20 protein-coding genes are annotated in these 19,387 nt (G+C 67.2%); 9 read left to right on the top strand and 11 right to left on the bottom strand.

Going from position 1 to position 19,387, the window contains the following annotated elements; translation table 11 throughout:
* Together SB751_RS24240 and SB751_RS24235 are read right to left on the bottom strand one after the other, a co-directional pair.
* Nucleotides 1-423: an acyl-CoA thioesterase gene (locus tag SB751_RS24240; RefSeq protein WP_144196552.1), complete on the bottom strand. Its 423-nt coding sequence runs from the start codon at nucleotides 421-423 to the stop codon at nucleotides 1-3.
* 110 nt (nucleotides 424-533) lie between these two features.
* The gene (locus SB751_RS24235) at nucleotides 534-1,550 is read right to left on the bottom strand and encodes a LacI family DNA-binding transcriptional regulator (protein WP_092294874.1); all 1,017 of its coding nucleotides are present in this window, start codon (nucleotides 1,548-1,550) and stop codon (nucleotides 534-536) included.
* A gap of 178 nt (nucleotides 1,551-1,728) precedes the next feature.
* Here SB751_RS24235 and SB751_RS24230 point away from each other — a divergent pair, with 178 nt between their 5' ends.
* From SB751_RS24230 to SB751_RS24215, 4 genes are read left to right on the top strand one after another with little or no spacing between them, the layout of a single operon-like run.
* Nucleotides 1,729-2,877: an acyl-CoA dehydrogenase family protein gene (locus SB751_RS24230; protein WP_211942864.1), complete on the top strand. Its 1,149-nt coding sequence runs from the start codon at nucleotides 1,729-1,731 to the stop codon at nucleotides 2,875-2,877.
* Between the two features lie 11 nt (nucleotides 2,878-2,888).
* Nucleotides 2,889-4,439, top strand: coding sequence for an AMP-binding protein (locus SB751_RS24225; RefSeq protein ID WP_410748641.1), 1,551 nt, complete (start codon nucleotides 2,889-2,891; stop codon nucleotides 4,437-4,439).
* On the top strand, nucleotides 4,436-5,230 hold the full coding sequence (locus SB751_RS24220; RefSeq protein ID WP_144196550.1) for a citryl-CoA lyase: 795 nt from the start codon (nucleotides 4,436-4,438) through the stop codon (nucleotides 5,228-5,230). The genes SB751_RS24225 and SB751_RS24220 overlap by 4 nt, the downstream gene beginning before the upstream one ends.
* 16 nt (nucleotides 5,231-5,246) lie before the next feature.
* Nucleotides 5,247-5,606: a hypothetical protein gene (locus SB751_RS24215; RefSeq protein ID WP_144196549.1), complete on the top strand. Its 360-nt coding sequence runs from the start codon at nucleotides 5,247-5,249 to the stop codon at nucleotides 5,604-5,606.
* An 89-nt stretch (nucleotides 5,607-5,695) separates the two neighbouring features.
* Here SB751_RS24215 and SB751_RS24210 read toward each other — a convergent pair whose 3' ends face one another.
* The 3 genes from SB751_RS24210 to SB751_RS24200 all read right to left on the bottom strand — a co-directional run bounded on the left by SB751_RS24210 (nucleotide 5,696) and on the right by SB751_RS24200 (nucleotide 8,086).
* A complete protein-coding gene (locus SB751_RS24210) occupies nucleotides 5,696-6,310 on the bottom strand; it encodes a flavin reductase family protein (RefSeq protein ID WP_144196548.1) in 615 nt (204 codons plus the stop codon).
* Nucleotides 6,311-6,405: 95 nt separating this feature from the next.
* Complete coding sequence (locus tag SB751_RS24205; RefSeq protein ID WP_186296777.1) at nucleotides 6,406-7,380, bottom strand: Bug family tripartite tricarboxylate transporter substrate binding protein; 975 nt, start codon at nucleotides 7,378-7,380, stop codon at nucleotides 6,406-6,408.
* Nucleotides 7,381-7,582: 202 nt separating this feature from the next.
* The gene (locus SB751_RS24200; RefSeq protein ID WP_186296776.1) at nucleotides 7,583-8,086 is read right to left on the bottom strand and encodes a MarR family winged helix-turn-helix transcriptional regulator; all 504 of its coding nucleotides are present in this window, start codon (nucleotides 8,084-8,086) and stop codon (nucleotides 7,583-7,585) included.
* Between the two features lie 114 nt (nucleotides 8,087-8,200).
* Between SB751_RS24200 and SB751_RS24195 the strand changes: the two genes are divergently transcribed.
* From SB751_RS24195 to SB751_RS24175, 5 genes are read left to right on the top strand one after another with little or no spacing between them, the layout of a single operon-like run.
* Nucleotides 8,201-9,142: an ABC transporter substrate-binding protein gene (locus tag SB751_RS24195; RefSeq protein WP_144196545.1), complete on the top strand. Its 942-nt coding sequence runs from the start codon at nucleotides 8,201-8,203 to the stop codon at nucleotides 9,140-9,142.
* A gap of 10 nt (nucleotides 9,143-9,152) precedes the next feature.
* The gene (locus SB751_RS24190; protein WP_244844552.1) at nucleotides 9,153-9,926 is read left to right on the top strand and encodes an ABC transporter ATP-binding protein; all 774 of its coding nucleotides are present in this window, start codon (nucleotides 9,153-9,155) and stop codon (nucleotides 9,924-9,926) included.
* A complete protein-coding gene (locus SB751_RS24185) occupies nucleotides 9,923-10,681 on the top strand; it encodes an ABC transporter permease (protein WP_144196544.1) in 759 nt (252 codons plus the stop codon). Before SB751_RS24190 ends, SB751_RS24185 begins: the two co-directional genes overlap by 4 nt.
* Before the next feature lie 13 nt (nucleotides 10,682-10,694).
* Complete coding sequence (locus SB751_RS24180) at nucleotides 10,695-11,450, top strand: ABC transporter permease (protein WP_144196543.1); 756 nt, start codon at nucleotides 10,695-10,697, stop codon at nucleotides 11,448-11,450.
* A 36-nt stretch (nucleotides 11,451-11,486) separates the two neighbouring features.
* Complete coding sequence (locus SB751_RS24175; RefSeq protein WP_144196542.1) at nucleotides 11,487-12,272, top strand: enoyl-CoA hydratase/isomerase family protein; 786 nt, start codon at nucleotides 11,487-11,489, stop codon at nucleotides 12,270-12,272.
* A gap of 28 nt (nucleotides 12,273-12,300) precedes the next feature.
* Here the strand turns inward: SB751_RS24175 and SB751_RS24170 are convergent, their stop codons facing one another.
* Genes SB751_RS24170 through SB751_RS24145 form a run of 6 tightly spaced genes read right to left on the bottom strand, consistent with a single transcriptional unit; the run spans nucleotide 12,301 to nucleotide 19,140 of the window.
* Entirely contained in the window at nucleotides 12,301-13,572 is a 1,272-nt protein-coding gene (locus SB751_RS24170) for a c-type cytochrome (RefSeq protein ID WP_410748640.1), read from the bottom strand.
* 11 nt (nucleotides 13,573-13,583) lie between these two features.
* Nucleotides 13,584-15,800, bottom strand: a complete 2,217-nt coding sequence (locus SB751_RS24165) for a xanthine dehydrogenase family protein molybdopterin-binding subunit (protein ID WP_144196540.1) — start codon at nucleotides 15,798-15,800, stop codon at nucleotides 13,584-13,586.
* A 1-nt stretch (nucleotide 15,801) separates the two neighbouring features.
* A complete protein-coding gene (locus SB751_RS24160) occupies nucleotides 15,802-16,257 on the bottom strand; it encodes a (2Fe-2S)-binding protein (RefSeq protein ID WP_092294846.1) in 456 nt (151 codons plus the stop codon).
* Between the two features lie 36 nt (nucleotides 16,258-16,293).
* Nucleotides 16,294-16,701 (bottom strand): GFA family protein, encoded by a 408-nt coding sequence (locus SB751_RS24155; RefSeq protein WP_092294844.1) that lies wholly within the window; start codon nucleotides 16,699-16,701, stop codon nucleotides 16,294-16,296.
* Nucleotides 16,702-16,729: 28 nt separating this feature from the next.
* Nucleotides 16,730-17,755 carry an alcohol dehydrogenase gene (locus tag SB751_RS24150; RefSeq protein WP_092294842.1) on the bottom strand — a complete coding sequence of 342 codons (1,026 nt, stop codon included), beginning with the start codon at nucleotides 17,753-17,755 and terminating at the stop codon, nucleotides 16,730-16,732.
* A complete protein-coding gene (locus SB751_RS24145) occupies nucleotides 17,755-19,140 on the bottom strand; it encodes an NAD-dependent succinate-semialdehyde dehydrogenase (RefSeq protein ID WP_092294840.1) in 1,386 nt (461 codons plus the stop codon). Before SB751_RS24145 ends, SB751_RS24150 begins: the two co-directional genes overlap by 1 nt.
* Nucleotides 19,141-19,387: the final 247 nt, after the last annotated feature.

Below are 19,387 nucleotides of genomic sequence, written 5' to 3'. Positions count from 1 at the left end.
TCACGCGCAAGGTCTGAGGGTTAAGCGGTCGCGGAAGGCATCAGGGAGCGGCGTGGGCCGGGCTTGCGCGGCATCCATCAGCACGCAGATCGCCTTGGCCCGTGCGCAGAGGGTGTCGCCCATATAAAGCCCCTGCATCAGTTCGAACGAGGTATTCCGGGCCGCCACGGGCGTGGTTCTGACTTCGATTTCACCCGGGTAGAACACCTCGCTGAGGAAATCGATGGCCAGGTGCGCCACCACGACGGTCTTGCCTGCCATGCAGGGCGCCAGATCGGCCTGCTGGAAGATCGCCATCCGCGCTTCCTCGAAACAGGTGGCGATCGCCGCGTTATTGACGTGCCGGAACTGGTCCGTGTCGCCGTTGCGCAGCCTTAAACGCGTCGAAAAACTGGCGCTTTCCGCACTTTCCAACCTCGTCATCCTGTCCCTCCATACGGTTCCGGTTTGTTCGAAAACGTTTTCGTAAAAGATAGCATGCAGAGCGGCACGGCACAAGGCAAAGCTTGCGCCGGGTCGATCATCGAAGGGGATTAGCGGGGTCTGGGCGGGCCGTCAGACGAACGGAGGATCAGCTCGGGCCGCCAGACTTCCTGCAAGGTCCTGGGGTCCGCGCCGTCTAGCCGGGCGAGCAGCATTTCCACCAGGCGCTTGCCGACGCGATTGGTTTCGGCGGTGAAGGTCGTGAGGGGCGGCGTCACGAGCCGCGCCACGGGATGGTCGTCGCCGCCGATCACGCCAACGTCCTGGCCCACGACCTTGCCGGCCTCGGCAATCGCCCGCATCACGCCCACTGCCACCATGTCCTGCCCGCAGACAAAAGCCGTGGGCGGATTGGGCAGCGCCAGCAGCGCACGTGCAGCGCGCAGCCCGCCCTCCTCTGTCATGGCTTCCTCCACGCACAGTGCCGGGTCGAGCGGAATGCCGGCCGCGCGCAGCGCCTCTTCATAGCCAAGCCGCTGGCAGTAGCTGAACATCAGGTACTCGGGCGGGTGCACCAGCGCAATCCGGCGGTGACCCAACGCGATAAAGCGCCCGCAGCCATCCCGGCCCACCACGGTTGCGTCGATATCGACAAACGGAAAGTCCTGCGAGCTCTCGCTGCGGCCAAAGGCCACGAACGGGATGTCCCGTTCCAGCAGATATTCGATCCGTTCATCGTGCCGGCGCGTACGGCCGAACAGCAGCGCATCCACGCGCTGCTTCTCCACCAGCCGCTTGAAAACGTCGATTTCCGTTTCCACGGTGCGGCCGGACGCGATGATCACCTGGTAGTTGGTGCCATCCAGCGCTTCGTCGATCCCCGACAGCATGTTCAGGAAGAACGGATGCGCGAACTGCGTCTGCGGCGCCGAGATCACAAAGCCAATCGTGTCCGACGACTGGCGGCGCAGGCGCCGGCCAGCCGGGTCCGGGCTGAATCCGAGTTCCGCCGCGGCCTTCAGCACGCGTTCGCGCGTGTCACGGCTGACGTCCGCCCGGCCGTTCATCGCCTTGGAGACCGTGCTGACCGACAGCTTCAGATGGGCGGCAAATTCCTTGATGTCCACTTGGGATTCCTGAGGTGCTTTGGACAACATTATCCCTCACCGCGCCGGGCTGCGCCTATCCGGACCGAAACCGTTTTCCGCAGGACCTTGCCCCACCTGCTTGACTTCCCCTGGTTCAAACACTACTCTTTCGAAAACGTTTTCGATGGCCCGATAAAACCCCGGCGAGGAGCACACCATGCACGACACTTCCCAAGACACCGAGCTTTCCATGATCCGCGAGACCGCCAGGCGCTTTGTCCGCCAGCGTCTGGTACCGCTCGAACAGCAGATCGAGACCGACGACGACGTCGAACTGGACCTGCTGGCGCAGTTGCGCGCCGAGGTGGCGGGGCTGGGCCTATACGGCTTCAACCTGCCCGAATCCATCGGCGGCCCCGGCCTCTCCGCCGCCGCCAAGGTCGTGGTGCTGGAGGAGCTGACCTATACATCGGTGCCGCTGAGCGAAGTCTTCGGCCACCTGCCGCTGCAGCTCACGCAGGCCAACGCCGCGCAGCGCGCCGGCTTCCTGCCCGATGTCCTGTCCGGCAAGAAAACCATCACCTACGCCCTGACCGAGCCGAACGCAGGCTCCGACCTGGGCGGCCTGAAGACCCGCGCGGTCAAGGTGCCGGGCGGCTGGACGCTCACCGGCAGCAAGCACTTCATTTCCCATGCCGAAACCGCGGACTACATCATCGTCCTGGCGGTGACCAACCCGGCCGCCTCGCTGAAGGACCGCTTCGGCACCTTTATCGTCCGGCAGGGCAACCCCGGCGTGGTCGGCATGACGCGCTACAAGAAGATGGGCTGGCGCGGCTACCACCTCAACGGCTTCACGCTCGAGGACTGCTTCGTCCCGGACGAGGACGTGCTCGGCGCGCCCAACGCCGGCTTCCTCGGCATGATGCAGTCGATCAACCAGGACCGCCTGCTCTCCGCCAGCCGCTCGCTCGGCCTGGCCGCGCGGGGCCAGGCCATGGCTTGCGAATACGCCAACGAGCGCAAGGCGTTCGGCAACGCCATCGGCCAGCACCAGGGCATCCAGTTCATGCTCGCCGACAACGATGTCGATATCGAAGCGGCGCGCCTGCTGATTGGCCGCGCGGCGGAACTGATCGAAGCCGGCGACCCGGCGGCGCGCATTGCCGCTTCCCGCGCCAAGCTGTTCGCCAGCGAAATGGGCTGCCGGGTGTCCGACCGTGTGCTCCAGATCTTCGGCGGCATGGGCTATATGTGCGAGCTGCCGGTCGAGCGCTTCTACCGCGACGCGCGGGCATTCCGCATTGGCGAAGGCACCTCCGAGATGCAGCGCCTGCAGATTGCTCGCGCCGCGCTGGCGCAGTGAGGGACGGATTCATGTATCAGCAAATCCTGACCGCCCATGATCCGCACCTGCCCGCCTTCTATCAGGCAGGCCAACCCGTTACCCGGGGCGAACTCCAGCAGGCGTCCCAGCGCGCTGCCAGCTTCCTGTGGGAGCGGGGCCTGCGCCGGGGCGACACGCTTGCCGTCTGGATTCCCGATGGCGCCGTCTGGCTGCAGTTGTTGTTTGGCGCGGCACAGCTGGGCGTGCTGGTGGTGCCCGTCAGCACCCGGCTGAAAACGGCCGAAGCGCTCCATGTGGTGAATACGGCACAGGCACGGATGTTGGTGGTGCCCACCCGCTTCCTGGATTTCGACTATATGGAAGCCGCCTCGGCCATCCAGCACGCCGTCGGCGCGCTGGAGCATGTGGTCAACGTGCCGGTGACCGGCGAGTTCATGTGGGACGCCTATCCCGCGCGCGCGGCAAGCCTCGGCGAGGGGCTGGACCCGTGGTGCACCTTCAGCACCTCGGGCACCACCGGCAAACCCAAGCTGGCCGTGCACACGCAGGCCGGCATCGTCACGCACGTGCTGAACGTGGCGGCGGCCACGGACATGCGGCCCGGCGACGCCACCCTCTGCGCCCTGCCCCTCTACGGCGTGATGGGCTTCGTCCTGGCGATCTCCTCGCTGGCAGCAGGCGCGGCCTGCGTGTTCCTGCCCGTGTTCAAGGCACAGGCCGCGGCCGAGGCCATGGAACGCCATGCAGTGACCCACTTCTACGGCTCCGACGCCATGCTCGACATGGTCCTCGGCGTGCCCGGCCACAGCTTCCGAAACTGGCGCCGGGGCGGCTTCGCCGAGTTCGCGGGACTGGGCAGCCGCATCACCGACAAGGCGTGGGCCGACTGGCAGGTGCCGCTCACCGCCATCTACGGGATGTCCGAATGTTTCGCGCTGGCCGCGCTGCGCGATACCAACGCGACTGGCGACGAACGCCGGCTGGCCGGGGGCCACCCGGTTGCGCCCGTGATTTCGTTCCGCATCGTCGATCCCGCGACCGGCGAAGTCGTCCCCGAAGGCGAACAGGGCGAATTGCAGCTGCGCGGCTACAACGTAACGGCCGGCTACCTCAACAACCCGACCGCCACGGCGGACGCCTTTACCTCCGATGGCTGGCTGCGCACAGGTGACCTCGCCCGGGCGCAGGGCCGCGCGTTCCAGTACCTGTCGCGCCTCAAGGACACGCTGCGCCTGCGCGGCTACCTCGTGGACCCGGCCGAGATCGAGGAATTCCTCGTCACGCACCCGGCAGTGGCGGCGGCGCAGGTGGTGGGCGTTCACCAGGAGGGGGAAGGCGACGTCGCCGTGGCGTTCATCCGCACCCGCGCGGAAGACGTGAGCGAAGCGGCACTGCTGGAGTTCTGCAAGCGCGGCATCGCGGGGTTCAAGCTGCCCCGGCGCATCGTGGCGCTGGACGCCTTCCCGCAGGTGGACGGCCCCAACGGCGTCAAGATTCTCAAGCACGTCCTGCGCGATCTCGCCCGGCAACATCTTCAAACCGCACCGAACCCCCAAGACCACACAAGGAAGACGCCATGAAACTCAAGGAAATCAAATCGGACATCGCCTGGGCCACGCCGAAACGCGTGGTAATCCATGGCCTCGACCTGTGCGACGAGATCGTCGGCAAGCTGGACTTCGGCCAGATGGCCTTCCTGCAGATCTTCGGCCGGCTGCCGGCGGACGACAACGAGCTGCGCATGTTCAACGCGATGATGGTGATCCTGGTGGAGCACGGCATCACGCCGTCCTCGCTGGCCACCCGCATGACCTACTGCGGCGCGCCGGAGGCGGTGCAGGCCGCCGTGGCCGCCGGCCTGCTGGGGCTGGGCTCGGTGTTCGTCGGCTCGCTGGACAACGCCGCGCGCCTGCTGCAGGAGTCGCTCCCAGGCCAGGAAGTGGGCGATGACGTCGACATGAACGCGCTGGCCGCCGACATCGTGGCGGGGTACCGCAGCCGCAAGGAGATCCTCCCGGGCATCGGCCACCCCTTCCACAAGCCCATTGACCCGCGCGCCCCGGCGCTGTTCAAGGTCGCCCAGGAAACCGGCTTCGATGGCCCGTACATCAGGCTGATGGTGGCGCTGGGCGAGCAGGCGACGCAGCAGGCCAAGCGGCCCCTCCCGGTCAACGTCACCGGCGCGATGGCCGCGGTGGCCTCGGAGATGGGCATTTCTTGGAAGATCTGCCGGGGCCTCGCCGTGGCCGCGCGCTCGGTCGGACTGGTCGGCCACATCCTCGAGGAAATGCGCCAGCCGATGGCGGAAACGCTCTACCTGCGCATCGAGCACGAGGCCAGCGCGCATCTGCGTCCCGCTGACGAAGCCTGACCACAGGGACAGGCGCGTGACCCGGGCCCCAGCCGTGCATGCCGGCGATTCGCTCTCCACCAGCGAACTGCTGCATCGCATCCGCGCCTGCGTGAAGGACGTCCGGCACGGCGCCCGGGGCGCGGACGACCGCGATCATGCGGTACAGCAGCGGCTGGAAAACCTGCTGCGCAACGCCATTGCCGCCCGGTCGATCTCGGAGATGGCCGTGGCGCTGGGCAGCGCGGCGGAGCTGCGCGTCTTTCCGGCCGAAGCCGACCTGGAGCGCTGCACCGAGGCCGTCAAGGCTTCCGGCGCCACCGTGCTGCGCGCGCTGATCTGGACGGTGCGCCATCGCCACGCCCGGCATCTTGAGCAACTCAGGCGGCGCCGCTAGCCCTGTCCGCGCATCCAAAGTCAAAGCCCCCGCCACTCCAGGAGTTGCGGGGGCTTTTCTCTGCCGGGGCCGGCATCGGCCACGATCGTTCAATAAGGCCGATACAATTCCAGCCGCTTGCCGCTGTGCATGTAGTCCGCCCGGTAGCCGGCGCGCAGCACCGGGTCGGCCAGGAAGGTGTCGAACAGGCCATCGCGCAGATACGCGCGGCGGATATGCACGCCGGCCACCTGGCCCAGCACCAGCCAGTGGTCGGTGCCGTCGCCGTTCAGGTCCTTGATCTCGCGCACATCCAGCAGCTTGCATTCCAGCACGGCCGGAGACGCCGCCACGTGCGGCGCGCGGATGGCACGCCCGGGCGCCGGCGCCACGCCACAGAGGCGGAATTCGTCGACGTGGGGGTCCACCGGCTCGGACGTGGCGTTCATCTTCTCGGCCAGTTCGCGGCTGACGAAGTTCCACGCGAACTCGCGCGTCGCCTCGATATTGCGCACGCTGTCCTTGTAGCCCTCGCTGGAGAACGCAATGATGTACGGATCGGAACACATTGCCGCGCAGAAGCTGTACGGCGCGAGGTTGGGGGTGCCGGCGGCGGTGAGGCTCGAAATCCAGCCGATGATGCGCGGCGCGACAATCGCCTTGAACGGGTCATGGGGCAGGCCGTGGCCGGCATCCGGGCGATAGAAATAGACGTCGTCTTCCATGGGGCAGTGGTGTGATTGAAGCAGAAATGCATCCGGCGGCGGACGCCCCTTACAGGGAAGCATCCGCCGCCGTCCTGGCAGGCAGGGCGCGTAGCTTAGTCCAGCTGGGCGCCCGAGGCCTTGACCTTCTCCACGGCCAGCGCCCGATCCTTGACCAGCGCCTTGGCGTATTCCTGGGGCGAGTCCAGCACGGGGTCCAGCGCGTACTTCTCGAGATTGTCACTGCGGAATTGCGGGTTCATGACCACCTTCTTCACGTCGGTATAGATCTTCTGGCGCAACGCCTCCGGTGTGCCACCCGGGGCCAGCAGGCTGAACGGGAAGCTGGCGTCGAGCTTCGGATACCCGGCCTCGGCAAACGTCGGCACACTCGGCAGGATCGAAGCCCGCTTGGCCCCGTTGATGCCCAACGCCTTGACCTTGCCGCCCAGCGCGAACGGGCCGACCACGGAGCCCGCGCCAATCGTCACCTGGATGGTGCCGCCCATCACGTCCTGCAAGGCCGGCGCGAGCCCCTTGTATGGCACGTGGACCATTTCCAGCCCGTTCTCCTTGGCGAACCACGCCAGCGCGAGGTGAGTGGTATTGCCGATGCCCGCCGAGCCGTAGCTCACCTGGCCGGGATGGGCCTTCACATAGGTCACGAAGCTGCGCAGGTCGGTTACCGGCAGCGACGGCGACACGGCGATCGCCATATTGGCCATGGCCACCCGCGTAATCGGCGACAGTTCCTTGATCGGGTCGTACGGGAGCTTCTTGAACACATACAGGTTCAGGGTAGCGGCGGCATCGGTGGCCAGCAGCAGCGTGTAGCCATCGCCCGGCGACTTGGCCACCGCCGTGGCGCCGATGACCTCGTTGCCGCCCGGCCGGTTGTCTACCACCACCGGCTGGCCCCAGATGGTGGCCAGCTGCACTGACAATGCACGCGCCAGATTGTCGACCGGCCCGCCTGCCGCGTAAGGCACCACCAGCCTGACCGGCTTGTGCGGCCAATCGGCCGTCTGTGCACCGGCACTGCCCGCGCAGCACACGGTCAGGATCGAAAAGAAGAGCTTCAAGCGTTTCATGGTCATCCCCAGGGTGCTGGATCGAACCCGCAAGCCTAAACATATCCCGCTAGCCCGGTCCCGCTGTTTCGAAAACGTTTTCGGTACAGTAGGCCCAGCACCCTGGGGAGTCAATATCGATCTATGCGTTATCAGGGAAAATACGGGGGAATAGAATCGATAACGTTTTCGATGTGATGTTTTCCTGCCGCACTGGCTAGCCCTAGTTGCCGGGCGCGTTGCCGGCAGGGTCTTCCAGTTGCAGCAGGATCTTGCGCAGGCTCCTGGCCACCGAAGAGCGCTCCGTAGGGGACAGGCAATCCAGCAACTGGTTGGCTTCCTTGAAATGCGCGGTGAGCACGGCGTCTGCCAGTTCCAGCCCCTGCTCGGTCAGCACCACCAGCGTGCCGCGCCGGTCGCTGGGATCGGGCTCCCGCCTCACCAGCCCGCGCTTTTCCACCCGGTCGATCCGCAGGGTCATGGCGCCGGATGACAGCAGCAGCGCCCGGGACAGCGCGCTGGGGTTCAGCGCATAGGGCGGCCCGGTGCGCCGCAGCGTGGCAATCATGTCGAACATGTCCCAGGTGATGCCGTGAGGCGCCAGCCACCGCTCGGACGCCCTCATCGCCAGATCGCGAATCCGCAGGATGCGGCCCAGCACCAGCACGTGGTCCGTGACGAGATCAGGCCGCACGCGCGCCCACTCTTCATCGAATGTGTCTATCAAATCGTGTTTATCCATATAAGAAATTGTCTCGGGCGCTTGCTATCTTTGCGTAAAGTATCTTTATACAAAGATACTAATGTTTGACTAACCCTACAAGGATACAAGGAGACTTCGATGACGACACGCTTCCGGCTGCTGGTTTTCCTGCTGACCTGGCTGGCATTCGCCCAACCGCCCACCGCGATGGCGCAAACCCCGGCCAGAACCAAGGTGCGCGTGGCGTCCGTGGTCTCGGCGGCATGGCTGCCGCTGTGGATTGCCAAGGACAAGGGCATGTTCGAGGCGCACGGGCTGGACGTGGACATCACCACCGTCCAGAACGTCTCCACCGTGGTCGGCGCGCTGGGCCGGCAGTTCGAGGTCTCCGGGTGCACGCCCATCGACATCATCAAGGCGCGGCTGCGGAAGCTCGATGTCGTGGGCATCGCGGGCAATACGCAGGAGCTGACGGCCAACCAGCAGATGCGGCTGGTGACCCGCGCCGACAGCCCGATCCGGGACCTGGCCGACCTCAAGGGGCAGGTCGTGGCCACGCCCTCGCTCAACGGGGTGATCCACATCGCCACGCTCAATGCGCTGCGGCAGCGCGGCGTGGACCCCAAGGCCGTCCGCTTCCAGGAGATGGCTTTCGCCAATATGGGCGACCAGCTGGCGGCGGGGCGCGTGGCGGCGGCGGAGATCGTCGAACCCTACGCCTCGGCGTCGATGAAGGTGGGCGTGCGTACCCTCGGCAACCCCATGCTCGGCGTGGCCGACCCGGTGATCCTGACCTGCTGGATGGCGAGCGGCCAGTGGGCCCGTGACAACCGGGGCGCCGTGGCGGCCTGGCGCGCCGCGCTCAACGACGCCATCCAGTACATCCAGAAGAACGACCAGGCGTCACGCGCGGTGCTGGCCAAGTGGACCCGCCTGCCCGATGCGGTGGCAGCCTCGGTCCATCTGCCGGCCTACACCACCCGCCTCGGCGATGCCGAGATCGACACCTGGATCCAGACCGCCGTCGCCGTCGGCGCCATCAACGAGAAAGCAAGCGCCATCGGCGCCAGCCTCAACTAGTTCACGACCTATGAACGCATCGGTATTTTGCTGTGAGCAGGCGGAAGTCAGACTGACGTCGGCAAGTGGGGAGAAGACGATTCTCCAGGGCATCGACCTGAATATCGGCCGGGGCGAGTTCCTCTGCATGGTGGGCGGCTCCGGCACGGGCAAGACCACCCTGCTGCGCGCGCTCGGCGGGTTCTGCGCGCCGACCGGCGGCGCCGTCTTCTATGAAGGTGCCGCCTTCAGCGGCCCGCCGGCGGGTGTGGTGACGGTGTTCCAGGACTACGGCAACGCGCTGCTGCCGTGGCGGACGGTGCGTGGCAACGTGGCGCTAGGCATCGAGGAGCAGGTCTCCGGCGCGGCACTGGACGACCGTATCGACGCCGCGCTGGCCATGGTCGGCCTGCAGCAGGCGGCCCGGGAGTATCCTGCCAAGCTGTCCGGCGGCATGCAGCAGCGACTGCAAATCGCCCGCGCACTGGCGCTGCAGCCCAAGGTGCTGCTGATGGACGAGCCGTTCGGGGCGCTGGACGCCATGACCAAGGCCAAGCTGCAGGACCAGCTCCGGCACATTCAGGCCAGCACTGGCGCCACCATCGTCTTCATCACACACGATGTGGACGAGGCGGTGTATCTGGGGGATCGCGTCATCCTGCTCGCCGGCTCGCCGGGGCGGATTGCCTCGGAGCTGCGCCCTGCCCTGCCCGCCACGCGCGACCAGATTTCGACCAAGGAGATGCCCGAGTACCTCCACGCGCGTCATGAGCTGCTGGAGCGCCTGCACGGAGCGGCCCGATGACGCCCCGCCTCCCGCAAACGCGCCAATGGCTGCTCCCGGCGGCCCTCCTCGTGGCCTGGCAACTCGCGGCCACGGCCCAGGAGGGGCCCAGCATCCTGCCCTCGCCCGTGGAGATCGGCCAGACCCTGCTAGAGACGCTGGTCAGTGGCCGGCTGCCGGCCGATGCGCTGCATACCTTTGCCGCGGCCATCGCCAGCTGGGTGATCTGCCTGCTGATCGGCATCCCGCTCGGCATGGCGCTCGGCAGCGCCGAGCGGCTGCGCGTCGCCCTGTCGCTCTTTATCGAGCTATTGCGGCCCCTGCCGGCCGTGGCGCTGATTCCGCTCGCCATCCTCGTGTTCGGCTTCTCCTGGCAGACCGAGATCACCGTCACGGTGTTCGCCAGCGTGTGGCCGCTGATCCTGGCCAGCCGGTCCGGCATCGAACGGCTGCATCCGCGCATCCTCGAGGTGGTCAGCACGCTTCACCTGCGCCGCTGGCATGCGCTGCGCTGCGTGATCACGCCCGCTGCGTTCCGCCAGATCCTCGTGGGCGCCAAGCTCAGCTTCAGCCTATGCCTGGTGGTCAGCGTGGTCGCCGAGATGGTTGGCAACCCAGCTGGACTGGGATGGGGGCTGGTCAGCGCCCAGGAGGCCATGCGCGCCAGCGAGACATTTGCCTATCTCTTCGCCATTGGCATCCTCGGCGTCTGCGCGAACTGCGCGCTGGACTTCGCCGTCAAGCATCTGTTTCCTGGACTGGCCCAGGGCAACTGAAAGGACTGTGCTCATGAACAAGATGTCCCGTGGGCTGCTCAGCCTTGCCACGCCCATCGCCCTGCTCGGCGTCTGGGGGGCGCTGGGCGACCCTGCCTCGCCGGTGGCGCCGCCCCCGCAGACGTGGCTCACGCAGGCGGCCGTCATGCTGGCGGCGGGCGACCTGCAACTGGCGGTCCTCGCCACGCTGAAAACCGTGCTGCTTTCCACGCTGGTCGCCGGCATGGCCGGCACGGTGATGGGCGCCACGCTGGGCGCGCGCCGTGCCGTCTCCGACACCGTGGCGCCCACGCTCGAATTCCTGCGCTCGATCCCGCCGCCGACCATCGTCCCGGTGGCCATGCTGCTGATCGGCGCCGGCACCGGGCTGGATATCACGGTAGTCGCGTTGGCCACGGTCTGGCCGGTGATGCTCAACGTGCTGCAGGCGACGCGATCGATCCATCCCACACTGATCAGCACGGGCCACACGCTCAGGCTCTCGCCCTGGAGCCGGGTGCGGAACATCTACGTGCCGTGCATCCTGCCCGGCGTGATTGCCGGACTGCGCGTGGCGGCGCCGCTGGCGATCATCGTCGCCCTGCTGGTCGAGATGCTGGCCACGCGACCGGGCATCGGCCGCCTGCTGCTCACCGCCCAGCGGGACTTCGATGCCCCCGGCGTCTTTGCCCTGCTGCTCACCGTCGGCCTGATCGGCGTGGCGGTGAACGGGGCGTTCGAATGGCTGGAGCGATCTGCCGCGAGACGCCTGCCCAACGCCATGCGCTGAGCCCCCCCAACAACCGGAACGGAACCCTTTGAATCCATGTCCATCGACTTTCAGATCATCGACCACGCCATCGCCCACATCGTCATCGACCGCCCGGAACGCCACAACGCGCTCGACGTCGAGCACGACCGCGCACTGGCCGGCGCCTGGCAGCGTTTCAACGACGACCCGCAGCTAAAGGTCGCCGTGCTCTCCGCCCGGGGCGGCCGCGCCTTCTGCACCGGGGCCGATATTGGCGACTATCTCGCCTATCGGCGCGATCTCGCCGAGAGCGACGCGCCCACGTCGATCATCAGCTTTGGCGGCCTGACCGGCGCCGGCGACGTGTCCAAGCCGACCATCGCCGCTATCGACGGCATCTGTGTGGCCGGCGGGCTGGAACTGGCGCTGGCCTGCGACATCCGCCTCGCCACGCCCGAATCGACTTTCGCTTTGCCGGAGGTCCGGCTGGGGATTCTTCCCGGCGGTGGTGGCACCCAGCGGCTGGCAAAGGTGGCGGGGATGGGTGTAGCCATGCGGATGATCCTGACCGGCGACACCTTCGATGCCAGCTTCGCCCTGAACCACGGGCTGGTGACCGAACTGGTGCCGAAGGCGGGACTGGAGGCAGCCGCGCTCAAGATCGCGCGCCAGATTGCCGGAAATGGTCCGCTGGCCGTCATCGCCGCGCGGCGCGCCGTGCTCGCCAGCCATGACCTCACGCTGGAGGCCGGGCTGTTCGAGGAATCGGCCTTGCAGCGGCTGCTGCTGCGCAGCCGCGACGCCCGCGAGGGCGCCACGGCATTCGTCGAGCGGCGACCGGCCGCCTATATCGGAAGCTGACGCCGGCCGGTGAAGCACCGGCGCAGGGTCACTCGCGCCGGAGCTTCTCCACGGCGTCCGGGCTGACGGCCGGGGCGCTGTTGTTCCAGCTGGCGCGGATGAAGGTCAGCACCTCGGCGACGTCGCGGTCGCTCAGGATGGCGGCGTACTTCGGCATCGGATACGGCGCCGGAATGCCGCGGATCACGAGGTCCGGCGTGCCGTGCAGCGTCACGTTGATCAGCGACGACGCATCGCGCTCCAGCACGTTCGGATTGCCAGCCAGCGGCGCGAGCAGGGGCGCAACGCCGCGCCCGTCCGCGCCGTGGCACTGCATGCAGTACGTGGCGTATAGCCGCGCGCCGGCGTTGCCAGCCGGGCGCTGCAAGGCCACCGTGGTCGTCCGGGCGTCGTACGCGTAAGGCGGAGCGCCGTTGCCACCCTGTGCCGGGAGCGACTTCAGGTAGGCGGCCATCGCCGCGAGATCGCCATCGGTCATCGCCTGCGTGCTGTTGTGGATGACCTCGGACATCGGCCCAAACGCCGTCGCGTGCCGGTTTGCCCCATCCTTCAGGAACCCCGCGATATCGGCTGCGCTCCAGCGCCCCAGCCCCACGTTGTGCTCGCCGGTCAGGTTCGAGGCGTACCAGCCATCGAGCAGCGCGCCGGCAAGGAACGCCTTGCCGCCCTCGTCCAGCGCCTTCTCCTGGAAGCCGACGCCACGCGGCGTGTGGCAGGAGCCGCAATGCCCCAGCCCCTGCACCAGATAGGCGCCGCGGTTCCACGCGGCGCCCTGGCCGGGCTTTTCCTTATAGACGGCCTTTTCGAGGAAGACGAGGTTCCAGAGCTTGAGCGGCCAGCGCATATTCATCGGCCAGCGGATGTCGGACGCCCGGTTGGCCTGCCGCACCGCCGGCACACCATGCATGAAATACGCGTAGAGCGCGGTCAGGTCGGCATCGTTGACCTTGGCGTAGGACGGATACGGCATGGCCGGATACAGGTTGTGGCCGTCCTTCGCCACGCCTTCGCGCATGGCACGGTTGAACGCCGCCTGCGTATAGCCGCCGATGCCGGTGGCCGGATCGGGCGTGATATTGGTGGTGTAGATGCGGCCCAGCGGCGTCGTCATCGGCAGCCCGCCCGCGAAGCGCTTGCCGCCCGGCGCCGAGTGGCAGGCCACGCAGTCGCCGAGCCTGGCCAGATACTCGCCGCGCGCGACCAGCGCCTGGTCCACCGCCGTGGCGGCCTGTGCGGGCGCCGCCCCGAACGCCAGCAGCGCGGTGCCGAGCAGCGCACCCGTGGATTTCAGCTTGTTCATCGTTTCTGTGCTCACGTGCGCGCCTTCAGTTGATCGCCCACCGGCAGGGTGTGCAGCCGCCGGCCCGTGGCCGCGTGGATGGCGTTGGCCAGCGCGGGCTGGAGCGCGGACGTTCCCGGCTCGCCGATGCCGCCCGGCGCCTCGCTGCTCTTGACGATATGGACGTCGATCTCCGGTGTCTCGTTGATGCGCAGCATCCGGTAGTCGTTGAAGTTGCTCTGCTCGACGCGGCCCGCCCGGATCGTGATCTGGCTGTAGAGCGCCGCCGTCAGGCCAAAGATGATGCCGCCCTGCATCTGCGCCTCGATCGTGTCCGGGTTGACCGCCATGCCGCAGTCGACCACGCAGGTGACGCGGTTCACGCGCACCTCGCCGTTCTGCACGGTCACATCGACGACCATCGCGAAAAAGCTGTCGAACGCATGCATCACGGAGACGCCGCTGCCCCGGCCATTGCCCTGGGACACGCCCGGCTTCCATCCGGAGGCCCGCACCGCCTCGTTCAGCACATACAACGCGCGCGGGGACTTGCGCAGCAGATCCCGCCGGTACGCCACCGGGTCCACCTTGGCGGCTTGCGCCAGCATGTCGATAAAGCTCTCGACCACAAAGGCGCCGCGCGTGGGCCCGACGCCGCGCCAGAAGGCCGTTGGCACGTCCCGCGGCTCCTGGCGCACGTAGTCAACCAGCTGGTTGGGCAGGTCGTAGGGCAATTCCGCCGCCACCGCCACGGCATCGGGATCGACGCCATTCGGCATCATCGCGGCCGGCGCGTAGCGGGCCATGATCGAGGAGCCGACAATGCGGTGCTGCCAGGCCAGCGGCTTGCCGCTATCGTCCAGCCCGGCGGAAATCCGGTCGTAGTAGTACGGGCGGTACATGTCGTGCTGGATGTCTTCCTCGCGCGTCCACACCACCTTCACCGGCACGCGCAGTTGCCGGGCGATCTTCACGGCCTGCGTGACCATGTCGATTTCCAGCCGCCGGCCGAAGCCGCCGCCGAGCAGGTAGTTGTGCACGGTGATCTTGCCGGGCGGCAGTCCGGTGACCCTGGCGGCCGCATCGACCACGCGCCCGGGCACCTGCGTGCCGGTCCAGACTTCGCAGCCATCCGGGCGCACATGCACGGTGCAGTTCACCGGCTCCATGGTCGCGTGCGCGAGGAACGGCTGCTGGAAGACCGCATCGATGCGCGTGCGGGCCTTGGCGAATGCCTTGTCGACATCGCCTTCCCGGCGCGCCACGGCGCCGCTGCGGCGCGAGGCCTTGACGAGGTCGGCGACGATCGTCTCCGTCGATACCTTGGCGCCCGGCCCTTCGTTCCAGCGAATCACCAGCGCCTGCAGCCCGCGCTTTGCCGCCCAGGTGTGGGCGCCGATCACGGCCACACCGTTGTCGAAGCGGACCACCTGCTGCACCCCGGGCATCTTGCGGGCGTGCGTGTCATCGACGCTGGCCAGCGTGCCGCCGAACACCGGGCACGTGGCAATCGCCGCATAGACCATGCCCGGCAGCCGCACGTCCAGGCCGAACATGGCGGTGCCGTCGACCTTCTCCGGGGAGTCGAGCCGCTTCACCCGCGTGCCGATCAGCCGGAAATCCTTCGGCGCCTTGAGCCGGACGTCCTGCGGCGGCGGCAGCTTCGCCGCGTCGTCTACCAGCTCGCCATAGCCGATGCTGCGGCGGCTGGGCGGATGCGTTACCCGGCCCGCCTGCGCGATACAGGTCGATGGATCGACCTTCCAGCGCCGCGCGGCAGCCGTGACGAGTAGCGTCCGCGCGCTGGCGCCGGCCTTGCGCATCGGCTCCCACGCGTAGCGGATCGAGGTCGAGGCGCCGGTCAGTTGCTCGCCCAGCAGCGGGTCGTTGAACAGCTTGCCATCGGGCGGCGCATGGACGAGCGTGATGCGCTCCAGCGGCACTTCCAGCTCCTCCGCCAACAGCATGGGAATCGACGTATAGACGCCCTGCCCCATCTCCACCTTCGGCATGATCAGCGTGACCTGCCCGCTGCGCGCGATCTGGATGAACGCGTTGGGCGCGAACACGCCCGGCTGCGGCGTCTCCACGCCATCCCCGCCGATGACCGACCGGCGCCCTTCGCCCTGGCTGCGCGCCGGCACGCTGAAGCCGAACAGCAGGCCACCGCCGCCGGCAGCGCCGACCATCGCGGCGAACTTGAGGAAGCCTCGGCGCGAGACGTCCGTCTCCTGTGCATCGCCATGCATGTCAGGCTTCCTTCGCGGCCTGCCTGACGGCGGCGCGGATGCGGTTGTACGTGCCGCAGCGGCAGATATTGCCTGCCATCGCGGCATCGATATCGGCGTCGCTCGGCTTCGGATTGCTGGCGATCAGCGCCGCCGCCGACATCACCTGGCCCGACTGGCAGTAGCCGCACTGCACGACATCGAGCGCGCGCCACGCGGCCTGCACGCGCTGGCCGGCCGGCGTCGCGCTAACGCCCTCGATCGTGGTGATCTTGCGCTCGCCAACGGCCGAGACCGGCATCACGCAGGCCCGCACCGCCACGCCATCGAGGTGGACGGTGCACGCGCCGCACTGGGCGATGCCGCAGCCGAACTTGGTGCCCGTCAGGCCGACGAGGTCACGAATCGCCCACAGCAGGGGCATGTCGGGCGGCGCATCGATCGTGTGCTGCCGGCCGTTGATATCCAGTCTTACCATGTGTGCCGCTCCGGTTTAGGGGGGATGCGCCAGCGCTCAGGGGCTGAGCGCGAAGCGCTGCGTGCCGTCCACCGGCGCGAGCCAGTACGGCGCGCGATCGGTATAGATCTCAAGGCCGGGCGGCTGGATGCCGGCCAGGCTGTCCAGCGTGCCTGCCTTCACCAGCACCACGCCGGGCATCGTCGACACCCGGGTGAGGATGGGCGACCCGCAACTACCGCAGAAATGGCGATACGAGGGATGCCCGCTGTCGCCCCGGTCCTCGAACACCCTGGTCTCGCCGTGCTGCGTGAAGTTGGCCTCCTTCACGAAGAGGTTGAACGAGAACAGGCTGGCGCTCTGTTTCTGGCAGTGCCGGCAATGGCAGATGGCCGCCGTCTCCGGCTCGCCCTTCATCACGTAACGCACGGCTCCGCACAGGCAGCCGCCTTGTCTTTCCTTCATGATTGGGATTCCCTGTTGATAGGTTGGATCAGTGTGACGGGTCTGGCGTCAGCACGATCTTGAAGCGGGCCTTTCCGCTCTTCATGCGTTCGTAGGCTTCCGCCGCGCGGGACAGCGGGTACTGCTCGATCATCGGCCGCACGCCGGACAGCGCGCTGAAGGCCAGCGTCTCCTGCGATTGCGCGGCCGTGCCCGATGGCCAGCCTTCCACGGCATTGCGGCGCATGATGAACTGCGTGGCCGAGACGGCGATGGGCTCCTCGGTCCAGCCGAGCATGACCATCCTGCCGTTCATGCCCAGCCCGCCGAGCGCGCCGCTCATCGCCTTGCCGCTGTTCGCGGTCGCCAGGATCACGCGCGCGCCACCGAGCGCCTGCAGCGCTTCGGCAACATCCTGCGTGGCGGCGTCGATGTAGTGATGCGCGCCGAGGTCGCGCACCAGCGTCGCCTTGTCCTGCCCCAGCGCGATGGCTACGGTGACGAAGCCCATCTGCCGCGCGAACTGCACGCCGATATGGCCGAGGCCGCCCACGCCCAGGATGGCCACCACGTCCCCGGCGCGCGCACCGCTGTGGCGCAGCGCGTTGAAGGTAGTCAGGCCCGCGCAGAGCAGCGGCGCGGCATCGACGTCCGCAAGCGCGTCCGGCATGCGGGCGAGCGCCTCCTGCGGCGCCACCATGTACTCCGCATATCCACCGTCGTAGCTGATGCCAGGCACGCGCAGGTTGTCACAGCGCACGAAGTCGCCATGCCGGCAGTTGTCACAGTGCCCGCAGTGGCCACCGTGCCAGCCCACGCCCACCCGCTGCCCGGGCTGCCAGCCTTGCACGCCAGCGCCGATCTCGTCGATCACGCCCGCAATCTCATGGCCCGGCACACGCGGATACTGGATCCCCGGCCACGAGCCATCCAGCGTATGCGAGTCGCTGTGACAGATGCCACAGGCCTGCACCTTGATCCGCACATGCCCCGCGGGCGGCTCCGGGATCTCGCGATCCACCAGCTCCAGCGGGCCGCCTGCCTGCGCCACCTGCACCGCGCGCATGGTTCGCATCATTGGCTCCCGGCGGCGTCGGCGATGCGGATCAGCTTGCGGTTGAGGAACTCGCCAATGCCCTGTTCGGACAGTTCACGGCCAAAGCCCGAGTTCTTGACGCCACCGAACGGCAGGCCCGGGGAGTCGACGAAGCACGAGTTGATGTAGACCATGCCCGACTCGATGCGGGACGCCACCTGCTTCGCATGCTCGATATCGGCGTCGAAGACAAAGGCGCCCAGGCCGTACTTGGAGTCGTTGGCCAGGGCGATAGCCGCTTCCTCGCTATCCACCACATAGAAGGACAGCACGGGGCCGAAGGCTTCCTGTTGATACAGCGGATTGTCTTCGGCGATGTCAGTGATGATGGTCGGCTCGAGGTAGAAGCCGGGGCGGTCCACCCGCTTGCCACCGTAGACGATCGTCGCGCCGGCAGCCTTGGCGTCCTCGATCTGCTTGAGCAGCCCTTCCAGCGCGCGTTCGCTGACGAGGGGGCCGAGCAACGTGGTCTCGTCCGTGGGGTCGCCCACCTTGATGGCGGCAAACCGCTCCTTCAGCGCCGCCAGCATCTGGGCGCCCCGAGTCTTGCCCACCACGATCACGCGCTTGATATTGACGCAGCCCTGCCCCGAGTTGAACGTGCGGCCCATCACGCACTGTTCCACCGCGTGATCGAGCGGCGCGCCCTCCAGGATCAGCGCCGGATCGCTGCCGCCCAGCTCCAGGATCACCTTCTTGAGATTGCGTCCGGCACGCTCGCCCACGGACGTGCCCGCCCGCTCGCTGCCGGTAAGCGCCACGCCGCGCACGCGGAAATCGTCGATCAGGCTGGCGATCTGGTCGATGCTGCAAAACAGGTTCGTGTACACGCCCTCCGGCGCGCCGGCTTCCTCGAACAGCCGCGCGAAGGCGAGCGCGCACTGCGGCACGTTCTCGGCATGCTTCATCAACACCACGTTGCCGGCGATCAATTGCGGCGCGGCCACGCGCACCAGCTGGTAGTAAGGGAAATTCCAGGGCTCAATCGCCAGGATCACGCCGATGGGCTCGGCCACCACCGTGGCGCCGGGCTCGCCGGGCAATGCCTGCGCCGCGAGCAGCCGTTCGCCATGCTCGGCGTAGTAATCCAGGATGTCCGCGACAAGATCGATCTCCATATAGCCAAAGCGGACCACTTTGCCCATTTCCAGGGTCGGATACTTCGCGTATTCATCGCGCTTCTCGCGCAGGATCTGGGCCGCCCGGCCCACGATGCGGGCCCGCTCGGCCACGGAACGGAACTTCCAGTCCTCGCGATAGCGCTTTTCCGCGGTGTCCAGCGCCGCGAAGACTTGCGCATCGGTTTGCAGCGGAAATTCCTTCACGAATTCGCCCGTGGCCGGATTGACTGTACGAAAGCTCATGGTCTGACTCCTGTTGAGAGTTTCGAAAATGAATCGAAAACGATTTCGATAAAAATAGTACCACAGCCGATAAATTTCAACCTGCTGCCACATTGTCTGATGGGCAACGTCCCGAAAACGGTTTCAAACCCTGCCCAGGACCCAATTCCGGAACGAAAAAAGGGCCGACAGTGAACTGACCCCCTAAAGTTGGACGGGTAAGTTAGGCCGCGGCCAAGGGCTGGGTCCTGTATTGCACAGGACTCAG

It is taken from the genome of Cupriavidus sp. SIMBA_020 (assembly GCF_046535395.1).
In the GTDB taxonomy this organism is placed as follows: Bacteria; Pseudomonadota; Gammaproteobacteria; order Burkholderiales; family Burkholderiaceae; genus Cupriavidus; species Cupriavidus campinensis.
Note: the sequence above shows the minus strand (reverse complement) of the source record. Positions and strands in the feature narration are given on the sequence as shown.

Bases quoted from the DNA above. Each gene is read 5' to 3' on its own strand.
- SB751_RS24240 (WP_144196552.1), bottom strand. From the start codon at position 423: ATGACGAGGTTGGAAAGTGCGGAAAGCGCCAGTTTTTCGACGCGTTTA.
- SB751_RS24230 (WP_211942864.1), top strand. From the start codon at position 1,729: ATGCACGACACTTCCCAAGACACCGAGCTTTCCATGATCCGCGAGACC.
- SB751_RS24225 (WP_410748641.1), top strand. From the start codon at position 2,889: ATGTATCAGCAAATCCTGACCGCCCATGATCCGCACCTGCCCGCCTTC.
- SB751_RS24220 (WP_144196550.1), top strand. From the start codon at position 4,436: ATGAAACTCAAGGAAATCAAATCGGACATCGCCTGGGCCACGCCGAAA.
- SB751_RS24210 (WP_144196548.1), bottom strand. From the start codon at position 6,310: ATGGAAGACGACGTCTATTTCTATCGCCCGGATGCCGGCCACGGCCTG.
- SB751_RS24205 (WP_186296777.1), bottom strand. From the start codon at position 7,380: ATGAAACGCTTGAAGCTCTTCTTTTCGATCCTGACCGTGTGCTGCGCG.
- SB751_RS24195 (WP_144196545.1), top strand. From the start codon at position 8,201: ATGACGACACGCTTCCGGCTGCTGGTTTTCCTGCTGACCTGGCTGGCA.
- SB751_RS24190 (WP_244844552.1), top strand. From the start codon at position 9,153: ATGAACGCATCGGTATTTTGCTGTGAGCAGGCGGAAGTCAGACTGACG.
- SB751_RS24185 (WP_144196544.1), top strand. From the start codon at position 9,923: ATGACGCCCCGCCTCCCGCAAACGCGCCAATGGCTGCTCCCGGCGGCC.
- SB751_RS24180 (WP_144196543.1), top strand. From the start codon at position 10,695: ATGAACAAGATGTCCCGTGGGCTGCTCAGCCTTGCCACGCCCATCGCC.
- SB751_RS24175 (WP_144196542.1), top strand. From the start codon at position 11,487: ATGTCCATCGACTTTCAGATCATCGACCACGCCATCGCCCACATCGTC.
- SB751_RS24170 (WP_410748640.1), bottom strand. From the start codon at position 13,572: ATGAACAAGCTGAAATCCACGGGTGCGCTGCTCGGCACCGCGCTGCTG.
- SB751_RS24165 (WP_144196540.1), bottom strand. From the start codon at position 15,800: ATGCATGGCGATGCACAGGAGACGGACGTCTCGCGCCGAGGCTTCCTC.
- SB751_RS24160 (WP_092294846.1), bottom strand. From the start codon at position 16,257: ATGGTAAGACTGGATATCAACGGCCGGCAGCACACGATCGATGCGCCG.
- SB751_RS24155 (WP_092294844.1), bottom strand. From the start codon at position 16,701: ATGAAGGAAAGACAAGGCGGCTGCCTGTGCGGAGCCGTGCGTTACGTG.
- SB751_RS24150 (WP_092294842.1), bottom strand. From the start codon at position 17,755: ATGCGAACCATGCGCGCGGTGCAGGTGGCGCAGGCAGGCGGCCCGCTG.
- SB751_RS24145 (WP_092294840.1), bottom strand. From the start codon at position 19,140: ATGAGCTTTCGTACAGTCAATCCGGCCACGGGCGAATTCGTGAAGGAA.